General features: G+C 66.4%; 16 protein-coding genes and 1 tRNA gene. 6 read left to right on the top strand and 11 right to left on the bottom strand.

Going from position 1 to position 16,496, the window contains the following annotated elements; all coding sequences use genetic code 11:
• Positions 1-14: 14 nt before the first annotated feature.
• The 7 genes from ABDC78_RS02555 to ABDC78_RS02525 all read right to left on the bottom strand — a co-directional run bounded on the left by ABDC78_RS02555 (position 15) and on the right by ABDC78_RS02525 (position 6,649).
• Positions 15-761: a maleylpyruvate isomerase family mycothiol-dependent enzyme gene (locus ABDC78_RS02555; protein WP_178359557.1), complete on the bottom strand. Its 747-nt coding sequence runs from the start codon at positions 759-761 to the stop codon at positions 15-17.
• Between the two features lies 1 nt (position 762).
• Positions 763-2,094 (bottom strand): cytochrome P450, encoded by a 1,332-nt coding sequence (locus ABDC78_RS02550; protein WP_178359556.1) that lies wholly within the window; start codon positions 2,092-2,094, stop codon positions 763-765.
• Positions 2,094-2,417 carry a DUF1330 domain-containing protein gene (locus ABDC78_RS02545; RefSeq protein WP_178359555.1) on the bottom strand — a complete coding sequence of 108 codons (324 nt, stop codon included), beginning with the start codon at positions 2,415-2,417 and terminating at the stop codon, positions 2,094-2,096. Before ABDC78_RS02545 ends, ABDC78_RS02550 begins: the two co-directional genes overlap by 1 nt.
• 10 nt (positions 2,418-2,427) lie before the next feature.
• Complete coding sequence (locus tag ABDC78_RS02540) at positions 2,428-3,768, bottom strand: UDP-glucose/GDP-mannose dehydrogenase family protein (protein ID WP_178359554.1); 1,341 nt, start codon at positions 3,766-3,768, stop codon at positions 2,428-2,430.
• Positions 3,769-3,844: 76 nt separating this feature from the next.
• Complete coding sequence (locus ABDC78_RS02535) at positions 3,845-5,548, bottom strand: hypothetical protein (RefSeq protein WP_178359553.1); 1,704 nt, start codon at positions 5,546-5,548, stop codon at positions 3,845-3,847.
• 227 nt (positions 5,549-5,775) lie between these two features.
• Positions 5,776-6,348, bottom strand: a complete 573-nt coding sequence (gene dcd, locus ABDC78_RS02530) for a dCTP deaminase (RefSeq protein WP_178359552.1) — start codon at positions 6,346-6,348, stop codon at positions 5,776-5,778.
• A 28-nt stretch (positions 6,349-6,376) separates the two neighbouring features.
• The gene (locus ABDC78_RS02525; protein WP_178359551.1) at positions 6,377-6,649 is read right to left on the bottom strand and encodes a hypothetical protein; all 273 of its coding nucleotides are present in this window, start codon (positions 6,647-6,649) and stop codon (positions 6,377-6,379) included.
• 56 nt (positions 6,650-6,705) lie between these two features.
• On the opposite strand from ABDC78_RS02525, the gene ABDC78_RS02520 reads away from it, so the two are divergent.
• From ABDC78_RS02520 to ABDC78_RS02505, 4 genes are all read left to right on the top strand, one after another.
• Positions 6,706-6,776: transfer RNA gene (locus ABDC78_RS02520), tRNA-Gly, on the top strand.
• 358 nt (positions 6,777-7,134) lie between these two features.
• Entirely contained in the window at positions 7,135-8,235 is a 1,101-nt protein-coding gene (locus tag ABDC78_RS02515) for a ferritin-like domain-containing protein (RefSeq protein WP_178359588.1), read from the top strand.
• Between the two features lie 82 nt (positions 8,236-8,317).
• Positions 8,318-9,298, top strand: coding sequence for a TIGR03885 family FMN-dependent LLM class oxidoreductase (locus ABDC78_RS02510; protein WP_178359550.1), 981 nt, complete (start codon positions 8,318-8,320; stop codon positions 9,296-9,298).
• Positions 9,295-10,974, top strand: coding sequence for an alpha-amylase family protein (locus ABDC78_RS02505; protein WP_178359549.1), 1,680 nt, complete (start codon positions 9,295-9,297; stop codon positions 10,972-10,974). The genes ABDC78_RS02510 and ABDC78_RS02505 overlap by 4 nt, the downstream gene beginning before the upstream one ends.
• 13 nt (positions 10,975-10,987) lie before the next feature.
• Here ABDC78_RS02505 and nagA read toward each other — a convergent pair whose 3' ends face one another.
• From nagA to ABDC78_RS02490, 3 genes are read right to left on the bottom strand one after another with little or no spacing between them, the layout of a single operon-like run.
• Positions 10,988-12,133, bottom strand: a complete 1,146-nt coding sequence (nagA, locus tag ABDC78_RS02500) for an N-acetylglucosamine-6-phosphate deacetylase (RefSeq protein WP_178359548.1) — start codon at positions 12,131-12,133, stop codon at positions 10,988-10,990.
• 1 nt (position 12,134) lies between these two features.
• Positions 12,135-12,920, bottom strand: coding sequence for a glucosamine-6-phosphate deaminase (nagB, locus tag ABDC78_RS02495; RefSeq protein WP_178359547.1), 786 nt, complete (start codon positions 12,918-12,920; stop codon positions 12,135-12,137).
• On the bottom strand, positions 12,920-13,390 hold the full coding sequence (locus ABDC78_RS02490) for a PTS glucose transporter subunit IIA (RefSeq protein ID WP_178359546.1): 471 nt from the start codon (positions 13,388-13,390) through the stop codon (positions 12,920-12,922). The genes nagB and ABDC78_RS02490 overlap by 1 nt, the downstream gene beginning before the upstream one ends.
• Positions 13,391-13,541: 151 nt before the next feature.
• Here ABDC78_RS02490 and ABDC78_RS02485 point away from each other — a divergent pair, with 151 nt between their 5' ends.
• Positions 13,542-15,041: a PTS transporter subunit EIIC gene (locus tag ABDC78_RS02485; protein ID WP_178359587.1), complete on the top strand. Its 1,500-nt coding sequence runs from the start codon at positions 13,542-13,544 to the stop codon at positions 15,039-15,041.
• 240 nt (positions 15,042-15,281) lie between these two features.
• Here the strand turns inward: ABDC78_RS02485 and ABDC78_RS02480 are convergent, their stop codons facing one another.
• The gene (locus tag ABDC78_RS02480) at positions 15,282-15,794 is read right to left on the bottom strand and encodes a hypothetical protein (RefSeq protein WP_178359586.1); all 513 of its coding nucleotides are present in this window, start codon (positions 15,792-15,794) and stop codon (positions 15,282-15,284) included.
• 190 nt (positions 15,795-15,984) lie between these two features.
• Here ABDC78_RS02480 and ABDC78_RS02475 point away from each other — a divergent pair, with 190 nt between their 5' ends.
• The gene (locus tag ABDC78_RS02475) at positions 15,985-16,404 is read left to right on the top strand and encodes a hypothetical protein (protein WP_178359545.1); all 420 of its coding nucleotides are present in this window, start codon (positions 15,985-15,987) and stop codon (positions 16,402-16,404) included.
• The last annotated feature ends 92 nt before the right edge of the window (positions 16,405-16,496 follow it).

Genomic DNA, 16,496 nt, shown 5'->3' with positions numbered 1-16,496 from the left:
CGAAACTACGCCACTCAATACGGCGTGCTGTCGAGCCAGGCCTCCCAGACGGCGGTGTCGCCGAATACCTCGAGGCCCGCCTCGGCCGCCGTCCTGCGGCGCACGGTGGCCAGCAGCAGGTCGGTTACCGGACCCCGCAGCGCGACGCTGGCCTTGCTGTGGCTGTGCGACCACCACAGGCCTTCGCCGTCGTGGACGATGGTCCACTCCCCCGTCGGCCCGAGTTTCTCCTCGCTGGCGTGCAGGTGGATGCTCTCCCCGCGTGCCAGAACCGGGGAGAGGCGCCTGTCGACGCAGGCGCGTTCGATCCATTCGCTGAGGGCGTCGCCGGCCAACTCCGGTGACAGCTCGAACTGCTCACCCAACGCGAGCGCCGCATCCGCGCGGTGCACCGTCGCCTCGTGCAGTCGGCGCCGGATCCACCAGCCTGCTGGTTTCGGACCGAGGAACGTCCACACCCGGGTTTCGGGGCCGACGCGCTCGACCGCGTCGATGACCATCTGCGCGCCGGCGTTCAGCCAGTCGACCGCCGCGTCGGCGTCGTCAGGCGGTTTCCCGTCGCGCACGTCGTGCGGATCCAGAGGCTGGCTGCGGCGATCGCTGATTATCTGTGCGGCCCAACGATTTCCCCGCCCCACATGACGGAACAACTGGCGCAGTGTCCAGTCGCCGCATGTCGGCACCGGGGTCGCCGGGTCTGCTGACCTGATCTGGTCACCGAACGCTCGAGTCTGCTCGAGCAGGGCTGCTCGGAAGTCCACCTCACGAACCTAACGTGGCCCGCGCCTTTCCAAGCGCAATCGGCAAGGATGACCACCCGCGCAGCACACGGGTGTCGCGCCGGCTGCCGACGCCCGCCAGTCGGGCATCCGGGAAGCGCTCGAAGAACGTCCGCAGCCCGACCTCGCCTTCGGCGCGGGCCAGCGCGGCACCCAGGCAGAAGTGCCTGCCGCCGGAGAACGACAGATGCTTGCCGGCGTTGTCCCGCTCGAGATCGAATCGGTGCGGATCGTCGAAGACCTTGGGGTCCCGGTTGGCACCGGCCAGGTGGATGATGACGAGTTCCCCGCGCTGGATCGCGGTACCGGCGACGACGACGTCCCTGCGGGCGATGCGGGCACTCATCTGCACCGGTGAGTCCAGCCGGAGGACCTCCTCGACCGCGATGGGCCACAGCTCGGGGCGGGCCGACAGCGTCTCGAGGAGTTCGGGGGTGTCGACCAGCATCCGGATGCCGTTGCCCAGCAGATTCACGGTGGTCTCGAACCCCGCGGCGAGTACCAGGCCCGCAGTGGCCTGCAGTTCGCGCTCGGACAGTCGGGCCTCCTCGTCGGCACCCTCGCTGGCCAGGATCAACTGGCTCATCAGATCGTCGCCCGGGTTGCGGCGCAGCGTCTCGAGGTGCCCTCCCAGCCAGCGGTTGAAGCCGACGAGCCCCTTGTGCACCTGGGTGTACTGCTGCCACGACAGGCCGATGTCGAGGCTGGGCGCCCCGAGCTCGCCGAAGTGCAGAATGTGCTGGCGGTCGGCCTCGGGCACACCGAGGATGTCGCTGATCACCGCGACCGGCAACTGCGAGCAGTACCGATCCACCACGTCGACGACGCCGGACTGCCCCTCGAGATCGTCGAGCAGTTGATCGGCGGTCTGCTGCACGCGTTCGCGCAGCGCCGCCACCGCTCTGGGGGTGAACACCGAGGACACCAGCTTGCGGCAGCGAGTGTGGTCGGGCGGCTCGATCGACAGCAGCGACGGCGGCTCGATCGGATGCAGCAGGCCGGGGTGCGTCTTGTCATTGATCCAGCGCAGCGGCTGCGGCAGCCCCGCCCCGAGTGAGGAGACCCGGAAGTCGTCGGACCGCAGCAGCTCGTTGGCCACCTGGTGGTCGAAGGTCATCAGGACCGCGCGGCAGCGGATCACCGGGCCCTGGTCCCGATGTTCGTCGGCGAACGCGGCGGGGTTGTCGCGGACGGCCGGATCGGAGATCAGGCGGGCCTGCGGATCCCCGCTGCGACGGGCCCCGACTGTCGACAGCCCCCGGATCACTCCGTGCAGGGCCAGCCATCGGATTCGTTGCTGCAGGTCGGCTGCCATCACCCGAGTTTAAGCAGAGGCCGCAGATCGGCCAAGGAGTCGAAGAGATGCCAGATGTAGGACGACGCTCCGTTCTCGCGATGGGCGTGCAAATCGGCGAGTTCGGGATCGTTGCGGTAGCTGTCGAACGCCTCCTTCGAGTCCCACTCGACGAGGATCAGCACCGTGCGCGGTTCGATGTCGCCGGTGACCGATTCCCGGAACTTCCCGAGTGCGACGACACGACCGCCGTGCTTGGCGACCTCCTGCGGGGAGCGCTTCGAATAGGCGAGATACTCGTCGCGATCGGCGATGTCGAACAGGTTCAGCGCGTACACCGTCATGCAGGCGACGCTACGCGGCCGAGGGTGCTCCATCTGCCCTGCCCAGCGCGTGGACCCGCCATCCGGCTCCGCGCCACTTGCCGATGTCGAGGCAATTGCGGCCGTCGACAATGACTTTCGCGCGCACGATGGCAGCCAGGGTCTGCGGCTGCAGTTCGACGAACTCGTCCCATTCGGTCAGCACCAGCACCGCATCGGCCCGGTCGCAGGCCTCGACTGCGGAGGTCGAGTAGTTGAGGGTGGGGAAGATCCGCCGAGAGTTCTCCATCGCCTTGGGGTCGTAGACGTTGACGGTGGCGCCGTTGAGTTGCAGCAACCCGGCCACGTTCAGCGCCGGCGAGTCGCGCACGTCGTCGGACTCGGGCTTGAAGGCCGCGCCCAGCACGGCGACGTTCGCACCCAGCAGCGAGCCACCGCACGCCTTGGTCGCCAGTTCCACCATCCGGGTCCGGCGACGCATGTTGATGCTGTCCACTTCCCGCAGGAAGGTCAGCGCGTGGTTGGCGCCGAGTTCGCCGGCGCGCGCCATGAACGCACGGATGTCCTTGGGCAGGCAGCCCCCACCGAAACCGAGGCCGGCGTTGAGGAATCGCCGGCCGATGCGGGCGTCGTAGCCGAGCGCATCGGCCAGCAGGGTGACGTCGGCGTCCACGGCCTCGCACACCTCCGAGATCGCGTTGATGAACGATATCTTCGTCGCCAGAAATGCGTTGGCGGACACCTTGACCAGCTCGGCGGTCTGCAGATCGGTCAGCAGGAACGGCACGTCGTCGGCCAGCAGCGGTGCGTACAGCGAGCGGACCGCTTCCTCGGCCAGTATCGAATCCGGTTGCACACCAAGGACAATCCGATCGGGGTGCAGGGTGTCGTGGATGGCGAACCCCTCGCGCAGGAACTCGGGGTTCCAGGCCACCTCGACCGTCACCCCCTCAGGCGCGAGACGACCGGCGCGGGCGCACAGTTCGGCCGCCGTACCCACCGGAACGGTCGACTTGCCCACGATCACGGCGGGGCGCCGCAGCAGCGGCACCAAAGTGTCGACCACGGCGTACACATGGCGCAGGTCCGCGGAGTACTCGCCTTTCTTCTGCGGGGTGCCCACGCCGAGGAAGTGCACGTCGGCGAACTCCGCCGCCTCGGCGTAGTCGGTGGTGAAGCGCAACCGACCCTGGTCGATGTTGCGCTGCAGCATCTTTCGCAGGCCGGGCTCGTAGAACGGGACATCGCCGCCGGAGAGCTTGGCGACCTTGCCGGGGTCGATGTCCACGCCTGTGACGTCATGGCCCAGTTCAGCCATTCCCACCGCGTGGGTCGCGCCGAGGTATCCCGTGCCGAAGACGGTGCATCGCATACTGCCTCTATAGGCAGCCACGATGAGCTAGTTGCTACGCGACACTGAGCACCAGGCCAACGGCAGGTGACGAATGCTAGCCGCGACCGCCTGAGCTGCAGAACACCAGGAAGCAACCGTCGCCGTTGATATCGCCGGGAACGCCACTGCTCGAGCCGCCCCGCGAGGAGCCCGAGTCGCCGCGCGAGGAGCCTGAGTCGCCGGACCCGCTCGAGCCGCGGCCGCTGCCGGCGCCCGATCCGCCCGATCCGCCCGAGCCACCTGAGGCGCCCGAACCCGAACCCGAGCCCGAGCCGCCGCCGTAGCCCGGACCAGACCCGCCACCGGGCAGCGGCCACTGTGGATTCTGCGGGACCTGGGGCACCTGCGGCACGGTGGGCTGCACCGTGGTGGGCCGCGGCGTTGGGGTCGGTCGCGTCTCCGTTGGTCGCGTCGGAGTCGGCCGCGTCTGGGTGGGCGTCGAGTCGTCGGAATCCTCGTCGTCGTCGCGCTCCCATGGCGGCTGCCACCTCGGCCATTCCGGCTGCGGCAACACGATCACCGGCGGCGGCAACACCACCGGAGGTGCGACGACCGGAGGCGGCGCCACGGGCGCGGGAGGGGGTGCAGCCGGAGCGGGCGCGGGAGCAGGGGCCGCCGGTGCAGGGGCGGGCTGCTCGACGAACACCGTGCGCGGCGCCTCCGCGGGCGCCTGCTGCACGACGGGCACCGGCGGTTTGATGGTCTCCGCCGGTGGCGGTTCGACCGGCTGCTGGGCCTCTTGGACAGGCGCCGGTGTCGGAACCTGACTGCTGGGCACGATGACTGCCTCCGCGGGGCTCGGTCGCTGGTCGGCGGTCGGCCGGATGCTGACGGCCAACGAGATGACCAGCGCGACGACCCCGATCACGAAGACCGAGGTCAGCGCGCTGCCGACGAGCAGGAACGGCTTGCGCTCCTCCTCGACCGGCCGGGACTCGGTCATCGCGTACTCGTCGACGTCGTCGACCGCGAGCCCGGCACTCGCCGGGGCCATCTGCGTTTCGGCACCGGCCAACCCCGCGAACACCGATCCGGCCGTGGTGCCGTCCGGGTCCTGGGAGTAGGCGAGGCCGACCGTTGAGGCTTCGAAAGCCGGCGCCGACGCTGAAGCCAGGGCGGCACCTCTGGCCATCCCCAACTCTGCATCCTCGGGCGCGTTCACCGGCAGGGAGACGAGATGCTCGAGGTGGGCCTTGACCGAACTGACGTCGACGCCGGAGCCGACGACGAACATGCCCTGCGGCGGGGCTTCCTGAGCGGCGACGGCCTCGGCCATCTCGGTCAGCACCGCCATCGCGTCGGTGCTGTGCAGCGTTCGGCTGAGCACCTTGACCACCGAGCCGTCGTCGGTCTGGACCACCGACAGCGTCGCGGTGTCGCGGTTGATGAACAGCAGGGCTGTGGTGTCGTACCCGACCGCACGCCCGACCGCCTGCGCCAGCGAGGCGGCGGCATGCCCCTCGGACACGAGCATGACGTCGTCGATGCCGTGTGCGGCCAACGCGTCGCGCAGTGCGGCGGCTTCGGCGTGGTCGCTCCACGTGACACCGATCGATTTCAGGTGGTGACCACCGGCCTCGGCACTTTCCCTGGTACCGAGCACCGCCGCCAGAACTTGATCAGCGACATTTGCTGAGCCCTCTGTCGAGGCAACATCGAAGACGTCGTGGTCGACGGTGACCCCGTCGGCCTTTTCGCCTTCGACCAGCACCATGCGGACCGTCGTAGGTGTCATAGACACACCCAGTACGATGTCCACTACACCCCTCCAAAATGTTTGCTACGCCTGGTTGGCTGCCTTCGCTCAACGAGCCATCACGAGCCGACAACTAGTACTTCATCGGTGTGACCAGCCGTCGCGTTACATCGGACGCTGTTAGCTGACAGCGGTGAAGACGTAGCCGGAACGCGACGCACGGATGCGCGATGGCGCCGGTTTTTCCGACGATACTCGGGCTGCCGACAAACGGCTGTGACGTTTCCGCCTCAGCGGGATCTGAGGAAGTTCTGATAGGACCGCGACGGCGTGGGCCCGCGCTGGTTCTGATACTTCGAGCCCGCCTTCGCGCTGCCGTAGGGGTGCTCGGCGGGGCTGGTCAGCCGCAGCAGGCAGAGCTGCCCGATCTTCATCCCCGGCCACAGCGTGATCGGCAGGTTGGCGACGTTCGACAGCTCCAGGGTGATGTGCCCGGAGAATCCCGGGTCTATGAACCCGGCTGTGGAGTGCGTCAGCAGACCGAGCCTGCCCAACGACGACTTGCCTTCCAGTCGCCCGGCCAGGTCGTCGGGCAGGGTGCAACGCTCTAACGTCGCCCCGAGCACGAACTCGCCCGGATGCAGGACGAACGGCTCGCCTTCCTTCGGTTCGACGAGGGAGGTCAGGTCGTCCTGGCGTTCGGCGGGGTCGATGTGGGTGTAGCGGGTGTTGTTGAAGACTCGGAACAGGTTGTCGAGACGGACGTCGACGCTGGAAGGCTGGACCAGGCTGTCGTCGAACGGATCGACACCGAGCCTGCCGGCCTTGATCTCGGCGCGGATATCGCGGTCGGAGAGCAGCACCGCACGAGCGTAGCGGCCGACCGAGGCCTTACCGGTAGGCGGCGGGCGCGTCCGCCGACTCGGCGGATTCGGCGACCCGGTCGGGGCGGGTGTTCAGGTACCGGCAGGTGAGGAGGACCAGCATGAAGACGGCCAGAATCAGCACCAGCTCGAGCAGATCGGTCAGCGACGACGGACCCATCATCGATCCCGGGGAGGTCGGTAAGTACTCATGGCTTCCACGATCGGCCGGTCGTTCGACGCGCACCACGATCTTGACGCCTTCTTGATGGTCAGCCGGCGATTCTTGACGGCCGCCCATCAACGCCGCTGTTCACACGCGGCGGCCGGCGGGTGTTAGCCTTCCTGTTCGAAAGTGCCGATGTAGTTCAATGGCAGAACATCAGCTTCCCAAGCTGAATACGCGGGTTCGATTCCCGTCATCGGCTCTCATGTGATGTTGCAAGACATCCGCCAATTGAGCGCCGCGCAGAACGTGCTCATCTGGCCGAGCTTCAGAAGATGTGATCCCGAAAGCGGCGCCGAGGCCCACGGAGCCTTCGACTCATTCCCAAGGCGAACCCCCGTCTGCATCCATCCGCGACAAGCGGGGAGCCGACTTCGCGAGAAACCCGAATGCAGTACTCCCCTACTGCATGCCCGGCATCGTCAACCACCGACGATGAATCGGACACAACACCGAGTCAGATGTACCGCATCGGCGTTGACGACACCTGCGGACGCTGAAAGCATTGTGAGATTCGTCATATGGCCATCCGGTCATATCTGGAAGAGGGATGGCGGCCGATGACCACGAGGGACAAATACACCGATGTGCCCCTGCCGTACTCGTGGGAGACCCCCAGCGCGGGTGACGCCCGCTTCACGTGGGAGTACGACGAGGGGCGCGACCGGCTCCTCTCCCTCTACCAAAAAGGAAAGGACAAGCAGTGGGATGCCCAGTCGCGGATCGACTGGAGCCTGGACGTCGACCCGACGAACCCGGTCGGGATTCCCGACGAGTTCATCGGGCTGTTCGGCAGCCCGGCCTGGGAGGCCGCCGACGAAGCACGCCGCGCCGAGTTCCGCCGGCACAACGCGGCCTGGGGTTTCTCGCAGTTCCTGCACGGCGAGCAGGGGGCGATGGTGTGCGCGGCCAAGATCGTCGAGGTCGTCCCGGACATGGACGCGAAGTTCTACGCCGCGACCCAAACTATGGATGAGGCCCGACACGTCGAGGCGTTCTCGCGATTCCTCCACGAGAAAATCGGCCTGGTGTACCCGATCAACTCGAACTTGACCGCGCTCTTGGGGGACACCCTGAGCGACTCGCGCTGGGACATGCCCTACCTCGGCATGCAGGTTCTCATCGAAGGGCTCGCACTCGCCGCGTTTGGGGTGCAGCGGGATCTGGCGCCCGAAGGCTCGTTGGCCAAACAACTGCTCGCCTATGTCATGCAGGACGAAGCCCGACACGTCGCGTTCGGCCGAATTTCGCTGAAGGACTACTACTCGGCGCTGACAGACGCCGAACGGGACGAGCGGGAGGAGTTCGTCGTCGAGGCGTGCTATCTGATGCGTGACCGGTTCCGGGGCGAGGAAGTCTTCGAAACGCTCGGTCTCAACGTCAAGGAGTGTGCCCAGTGGGTCGACCACTCGCCGGTGATGATCCAGTTCCGCTCGCACCTGTTCAGCCGCATCGTGCCGATCGTCAAAGACATCGGCCTGTGGGGACCCAAGGTGCAGAAGGCGTTCGTCGACATGGGAGTCCACGACATGGCGGCCTCGGACATCGACGCTCTGATGAAGGCCGATGAGGACCAGGCCGATGCGTTGGACAGAGCACAGTCCGAGATGGCAGGCCGCGCCCTCGAGGTGGACCAGATGATCGAGTTAGGTGCGAGCTAGCAAAACGTCCAGATCCGATGCGCTCTGAGACAGCTTCGTTCAGAGCGGCGTAGGTGCGGCAGAGACCGGGTACGCACGCGGCATGCCGGTCATCGGATTTCACTGTTCGCACGAGCAGATCAGCCCAGCCCAGTTGTTACGGGATGTCCAGCAGGCGGAACAGGCCGGCTTCACCGCCGGGATGTCCTCGGACCACTTCAGCCCGTGGAGCACTCGACAGGGCGAATCCGGCTTCGCCTGGTCGTTCCTCGGGGCGGCGCTCGCCACGACCCAGCTGCCGTTCGGCGTCGTCAACGCGCCGGGGCAGCGCTACCACCCGGCGATCATCGCCCAAGCCATCGCGACACTCGCGCAGATGTTCCCTGGGCGTTTCTGGGCGGCCCTCGGATCCGGCGAAGCCTCGAACGAACGCATCACCGGTGATGTGTGGCCGCGCAAGGAATTACGCGACGATCGGCTCGTCGAATGCGTCACGGTGATCCGGCGCCTGCTGCAGGGTGAGGAGGTCAGTCACGATGGCCTGGTACACGTGAACCGGGCGCAGCTCTGGACGTTGCCGGAGACCGTCCCCGACCTCGTCGGCCCGGCCGTCACTCCCGAGACCGCGGCCCGACATGCCGCGTGGGCGGACGGCCTGATCACCGTCAACCAGCCGAAGGACACCTTGCAGAAGATCCTGGACTCCTACCGCGACGCCGGTGGCCGGGGACCCGCTCGTCTGCAGGTCCACCTCTCCTGGGCTCCCACCGAGGACGAAGCCATCGCCGTCGCACACGACCAGTGGCGCAGCAACGTCTTCGCCCCACCGGTGTGTTGGGACGTCGAGACGGTGGAGGCCTTCGACGTCATCGGCGAAACCGTCTCCACCGACCAGGTGAGGAAGTCCGTCAACGTATCCCACGATCTGGCTCAGCACGCGGACCTGCTGGCGCAGTACCTCGATCAAGGGTGGGACGAGTTGTATCTGCACTTCGTAGGCCAGCAGCAGGCGGGATTCATCGACGCTTTCGGCGAGCACGTCCTGCCGCAGCTGGCTCCGACTCCCCCGCTGGTGACCGCGTGAGGTCGGCGGACTCGGGCGACCTGTGGTGGAAGAACGCCGTCTTCTACTGCGCCGACATCGAGACCTTCTACGACTGGAACGGCGACGGCACCGGTGACATCCGAGGGATGACCGACCGCCTCGAGTACCTCAACGACCTCGGCGTGACGTGCTTGTGGCTCATGCCCTTCTACCCTACCGCCCGCAAGGACGACGGCTACGACATCACGGACTTCTACGGAGTGGACCCGCGACTGGGTACCCTCGGCGACTTCGTCGAGCTCGTCCGCACAGCGAAGTCAAAGGGCATCCGGGTCATCGTCGACTTCGTCATGAACCACACCTCGGACGCTCACCCGTGGTTCAAGTCCGCCCGCCGCAGCAAGGACGACCCGTACCGCGACCACTACGTGTGGAGTGCGACCGAACCGAAGTCGAGCCCGAAAGATGTGGTCTTCCCCGACCAGGAGGACAGCAACTGGGAACTCGACCGCAAGACCGGCGAGTGGTACCTGCACCACTTCTACAAGCATCAGCCGGATCTCAACATCGAGAATCCCAAAGTGCAGGAAGAGATCTCACGCACGCTCGGCTTCTGGCTCGAGCTCGGCGTCTCGGGATTCCGAGTCGATGCCGTCCCGTTCCTGTTCGCGAAGGACGCCGTGCCCGGCCAGATCGATGTCTTCGACCCGTTCCAGTATCTGGGCGACATCCGGAACTTCATCACCCGCAGACTGGGTGACGCTGTTCTGCTCGGCGAGGTCAACGTCCCCTACAAGGAGCAGAAGAAATTCTTCGGCGGCGCCGACGGTGACGGGTTGAACATGCAGTTCGACTTCATCGGCATGCAACAGATCTACCTCTCCATGGCCCGCGGCGACGCCCGACCGATCGCCAAGGCTCTTCGACAGCGACCTACGCTCGACCCGACCAGCCAGTGGGCGAATTTCATCCGCAATCACGACGAGCTCACTCTCGACAAGCTCAGCGACACTGAGCGACAAGAGGTTTTCGACGCCTTCGGGCCCGATCCCGACATGCAGCTCTACGGCCGAGGGCTTCGCCGGCGGCTGCCCCCGATGCTCGGCGGGGATGAGCGTCGGATGAAGATGGCGTACTCACTCGCGTTCTCCCTCCCGGGAACTCCCGTCCTGTTCTACGGCGAAGAGATCGGCATGGCCGAAAACCCCGAAATCCCCGGAAGACTCGCCGTTCGCAGTCCGATGCAGTGGACCGGCGGGACCAACGGCGGTTTCTCCAGTGCGGTGAAACGGCGGCTCACCCGTCCGTTGCCGGACGGCCTGTACGGACCCGAGCGCGTCAACGCCGCCGATCAGCGCCGCGATCACGGCTCTTTCTGGTGGTTCATGCGCAATCTCATCTACACCTACCGGGAGCAGCCCGAGATCGGCTGGTCTACGGTCGAGATCCTCAAGCAGCCCAATCGGGCGGTACTGGCCCATGTGTGCCGCGAGGAATCCGGGTGGTCGATGATCGCGCTACACAACTTTGGAGCCGAGGGGTGCATCGTCGCTTTGGAACTCGACGCTGTGGCACCGGGATCCGTGCTCGTCGATCTGCTCGACGGACGCACCGAGATCGAACTCGACAAATCGGGTCGGGTCGAGCTGGACCTGGGTCCCTACGGCTATCGCTGGTTGCGTGTCCTGGGCCCGGAGGAGGAACCGATCATCTGAGCCGCGCCCACGGTCACGCAGGTGTGACCACCCAGTGGCCCTTCCGCAGCACGCCGATGACGGCGAGGTCGTTGTCGAGCATCACCATGTCGGCGGCCGCCCCGGCGGTCAGTCCGGCGCTAGCCGGCAACCCGAGCGCCCGGGCCGGGTTCACCGACGTCTGCGCCACCGCGGCCAGCAACGCCTCGTTCCGCGGCGCTCCACTGTGGGCGACCGCGAACCGGAGTACCTGGTCCATCGTCGCCGTGCTGCCGGCGATGGTGTCGGTGCCGGCCACCCGGGCCACACCGCCGGCGACGTCCACCGCCAACGGTCCGAGGTAGTAGCGGCCGTCGGACATACCGGTCGCGGCCATGGCATCGGTGATCAACGAAATACGTTCAGGACCAATGGTTTTAGCGACAAATCGGTAGATTGCGGGATCGATGTGCACCCCGTCGGTGATCAGTTCCACCGTGATGCGCGGGTCTTCGAGAAGCGCCACGATCGGTCCTGGTTCCCGCCGGTCGATCGGGCGCATCGCGTTGAACACGTGCGTGCCGATGGTCGCGCCGGCGTCGATAGCCGCCCGAGCCTGGTCGTACGTCGCCTCGGTGTGCCCGACCGCGACCACCACGCCGGACGAGGCGAGTTGCTCGATCGCAGCCATGGCCCCGGCGCGCTCCGGTGCGATGGTGACCATGCGGATCGTGCCGTCGCCGGCGCGCAGCACCGCGTCGATCTCGGCGGGCTCGGGGTCCCGCATCAGTGACGGCTGGTGGGCACCACAGCGCAGCGGCGACAGCCACGGGCCCTCCAGGTGGATCCCGTCGAGTACGCCTGCCCGGACGTCGCGCGCCAGCGACTCGACCTGCCGCAGCAGTTCGGCGGGGCCAGCGGTGACCAGCGACGCGACCAGGGTGGTCGTGCCGTGTCTGCGGTGCAGCTCGACCGCGGTCACCGTCTCGGCCGGGTCCGCCGCCGAGAAGTTCCCCCCGGCACCGCCGTGCACGTGCGTGTCGACAAATCCCGGCACCACCGTCGCCACGCCCAGATCCACATCGGGCGGCGTGGGCGCGGGCCCGGCACCCACGGCGCGCACCGTCCCTGCAGCGATGTCGATCCATCCCGGGCGCAACAGTTCGCGCCCGGTTAGCACGGTGTCGGCGCGCAGCAGCACCTCAGATGCCCTGCCAGTCCGGCTTGGAGCTGTAGGTCTCGCGGTAGTAGTCGACGAGTTGGAGCCGCCGCGCGGCCGCGTCGTCGAGTAGCACGGTGACGTGCGGGTGGTGTTGCAGAACGGTCGCCGGCCACATGGCGCTCACGGCGCCCTCGACGAGATGGTGCACCGCTTCGGCCTTGCCACGGCCGGTTGCCACCAGGATGATGTGCCGGGCCTCCAGGATGGTGCCCAACCCCTGCGTCAGGCAGTGCGTGGGGACCGCGTCGACGTCGTCGCCGAAGAACCGGGCGTTGTCGACGCGGGTCTGCCTGGTGAGCGTCTTGATCCGGGTCCGCGAAGCCAGCGACGACCCCGGCTCGTTGAACGCGATGTGCCCGTCGGTTCCGATGCCCAGAATCTGGAGGTCCACGCCGCCCGCGTCGCGGATCTCCGCCTCATATGCCGCACAGGAGGCGGGAATGTCGACGGCAAGGCCGTCAGGCCCCTGCACCGCACCGTCAGCGAAATCGACGCGGGACACGAACACCGCGTCGATGACGTTGCGGTAACGCTCCGGGTGATCGGCTGGCAGACCGACGTACTCATCGAGGGTGAAGCCGCGGGCCTGGCGGAATGACAGTTCGCCGGCCTCGTAGCGCGCCGCCAATTCGTCATAGATCATCAGTGGCGAAGAGCCGGTGGCCAAGCCGAGAACCGCGTCGGGCTTCCGATTCAGCAAGCCCGCCACCGCATCGGCGGCAACCTTGCCGATCTGCGTACGGTCTTGAAGGATAACGACTTCCATCAGCCGGCAGCGGTGAACAGGTCGTCACCTGGGGCCAGCACCGCACCCTCGAGCACGGCCTCTGCCGGAGTGATGTTCTCGGACTCCCGTTCGTCCATCACGACCACGGGGACAATGGGATTCAGGCCTTTGGCCGTGATCGCGGGCACGTCGTAGGTGATCACCTTCTGGCCCGCGGTGACGTCGTCGCCCTGCGTGACGTGGATCGTGAATCCTTCACCGTTGAGCGCGACGGTGTCCAAGCCGAGATGCACCAGCACACCGACGTTGTCGACCGTCATGATGACGTACGCGTGGGGCAGCAGTTTGAGGAGCTTGCCGCTCACCGGGGCGATCGCCTCGACGACCTCGTGCGGCGGATCCACCGCCGCGCCGTAACCCACCATGCCCGCGGAGAACACCGGGTCGGGGACTTCGGATAGCGGGACGGCGCGCCCCGCGACCGGGGCGAGGACTGGCGTTCTGCTCATTGTTGCGACTCCTTTGTCCGATCGGATGAAAGCCGATCGCACCCAGAATAGGCTTGCCGAACTTGCGCAAGGACACGAAACCGGCGAGAGAGAAGGCTGACCTGTGACCAACGATTCTGCGAAGCCCCAAGAAGCACAAAGCAAGTCGGGCATGCGGATCCCGGGATTCGCCCAGTTGCAGCGGCTGGGCAAGAGCCTCATGCTACCGATCGCCGTACTGCCCGCTGCGGGCATTCTGCTGCGATTAGGGCAGCCGGACCTGCTGGGCCGGATAGAGGTCGCGGTCATCGGGCCGTTCTTCAAAGCGATGAGCGCTGCCGGCGACGCCTTGTTCACTAACCTGCCGATGCTCTTCGCAGTCGGCGTCGCCATCGGTTTCTCCAGGAAGGCCGACGGTTCGACCGCGCTGGCCGCAGTGGTCGGTTATCTGGTGGTGCAGGCGGTGTTCAAGACCATGTCGCCGATCGTGCTGGCCGGTCAGGTTGACCAGGCAGGCGATCAGGCGCAGATCAACTACAGCGTCTTCGCCGGCATCGTCGTCGGTCTGCTCACTGCGTGGCTGTTCGACCGCTACCACACCATCGTGCTGCCGTCCTATCTCGGCTTTTTCGGCGGCAGACGGTTCGTCCCGATCATCGTCTCGCTGGCGTGCCTGTTTCTCGCGTTCGCCATGAGCTACTTCTATCCCATCTTCGACGCGGGGCTGACCGGGCTCGGTGAGTTCATCGGCGGGTCGGGAGCAATCGGGGCGTTCGTCTACGGATTCGCCAACCGCATGCTGATTCCGCTGGGCCTGCACCACATTCCGAATTCCTACATCTGGTTCCTCTACGGCGACTACCAGACGCCCTCGGGCGAGACGGTCACCGGCGAACTCACCCGGTTCGCCGCCGGCGACCCCACCGGCGGCCATCTGACCGCCGGCTTCTATCCGATCCTGATGTTCGGTCTGCCCGCCGCAGCACTGGCGATGATCCACGCGGCGAACAAGAAGCAGCGCAAGGTCGCGGTCGGCATCCTGTCAGCCGCGGCACTCACCGCGTTCCTGACCGGCATAACCGAACCTCTGGAGTTCGCGTTCATGTTCGTGGCGTTCCCGCTGTACGTCATTCATGCGATGCTCACCGGACTGTCCCTGGCGATCGCCTACTTGCTCGACATCCATCTGGGATTCTCGTTCTCCGCCGGACTGATCGACCTGCTGCTCTACGGCACGGCGCCGGCCGCGAAGAACATTCCGCTGCTGATCGGTATGGGCGTGGTGTTCTTCGTCGTGTACTACCTACTGTTCCGGTTCGCCATCACGAAGTTCAACATGCGCACCCCCGGGCGGGAGCCCGAGGCCCAGTTCGAGGCCGAGGAGCGGGCCAACCTGGAGGTGGGCGTCCAGGGGGCGACGACGACGGTCGCCGCACCGGCTCAGACGAAGGCCGAGCAACTCATCGCCGCGTTCGGTGGCCGCGACAATCTGGTCAATGTCGACGCCTGCATCACCCGGCTCCGCATGGAGGTCGCCGACAAGTCCAAGGTGGATCAGGCCCGGCTGAAAGCACTCGGTGCCGCCGGCGTCATCGAAGTGGGCAACAGCGTCCAGGCGGTGTTCGGCACCCAGTCCGAGGCGCTGAAGAACGACATCCGCGAGGCGCTGTAGGTCAGCCGGCCTTCTGCAGCTGGAACGGGCTTCTGCTGGCGACTGTGCACCCGAAGTTCGAGTCCGGCGACACTGTCAACACCCAGCGACCGCCGGTCGATGTGGGAGTGGTCCACCCCTGGTTGCTGGCGACTCGGCAACACATCAGTCGGCAGCGACGGCGCCCTCGGACGCTGAAAAGCATTGTGCGATCGCTGATCGCGGCGGGGCGAACTAGCCGGGATCGACGAAGAGCATTGGCTAGCGCGGGGCAGGCGGTGGCGGATTCGTCGGGGTCACGGTGATCGGCAGCCAGTGAGTGCCGGGTCCCTCACCGGGGCAACCGGCTCCCCCGACGACGAGGGTCCGTTCACCGGAGAAGCTGCCGTCGGGGTTGGGGATCAGATAGTCCGAGCGCACCGACGGTACTGCGCTGTCGGGATTCATGCGGTCGCACAGGTACGGATAGTCACCCCCGGTCTCCCACCGGTCGCCGTTCCACCGGTACTCGAAAACTGTTGGTGCACCAGGGTTCCGGGAGAGGTCGTCGGAGTTGTCCATGCTCACCACACAGCCGGCCACGTCGCAGCGGGCGGTGTATGCGACGACGAATGTTTTGGCGGGCATCGGTGTCGGCACACCGTTGAACGTCTGTTTGGAGAAGTCGACGAACACGTCGTAGTACCCGTACAGCAGCGGCGGTGCGCCACGCTCCGCATGCGCGACCGGCGACACCGCAAGCACCACGCACCCTGTGAGCACTGCTACGCCCAGCGTCTTGGCGCGATTCTTCGGCACCGGACCAGTAACACACAGGGCGGCCCCGTCCATCGCGGAATTCCGGAAGATGCGGGTGCGTCTTCCCGTGGCAGATGTCGATTCGGCGACATGATGGGCACAACTGGGAGCTACCCGCGCTGCCTGGCTCGATCGTGGCAACAGGCCCGCTAGATTGCTGAACACCATGTCGAAGATTGTGCGCGTTCTGGCCACCGCCGTCGCAGTGCCGACGATTGCAGGTATCGCCCTGGCCGGCACCGCGAATGCCGACCCACGGCTTGTCAATGGCGCCTTCGTCGAAACCAACGGCGATCCTCTGAACGTCTTGACGTTCGAAACGAGTTGCGGCCCCGCCGGTTGCGCCGGCACCGTCTCCAGCAACCAGGGCTGGACCACCGCCGCCATGATGACCGGTGGTCGCTGGGTCTTCACGGTCTCGAAGCCGGGTGGTCTCACCTGCGACGATGGGAGCTATGAACCCGCCGTGACGTCCATGTCGGTCGATCCGGTGACGTTGGGCGGGGTGTTGTCGTCCGACTCCAACTTCGGATGCGAAGGCGGAACCGTGACCACGAGCGCGTTCCAACTACAGCGGGTCGGCTAGCTCGCTGCCGCGCCGGGCCAGCGAACGCGCTCCGCCTGTTTCTCGGCCAGATAACTCCACACGGCGTCACTTTCATTTATGGTTTGCCCGTG

Source organism: Mycobacterium sp. DL, assembly GCF_039729195.1.
Classification (GTDB): domain Bacteria; phylum Actinomycetota; class Actinomycetes; order Mycobacteriales; family Mycobacteriaceae; genus Mycobacterium; species Mycobacterium hippocampi_A.
Note: the sequence above shows the minus strand (reverse complement) of the source record. Positions and strands in the feature narration are given on the sequence as shown.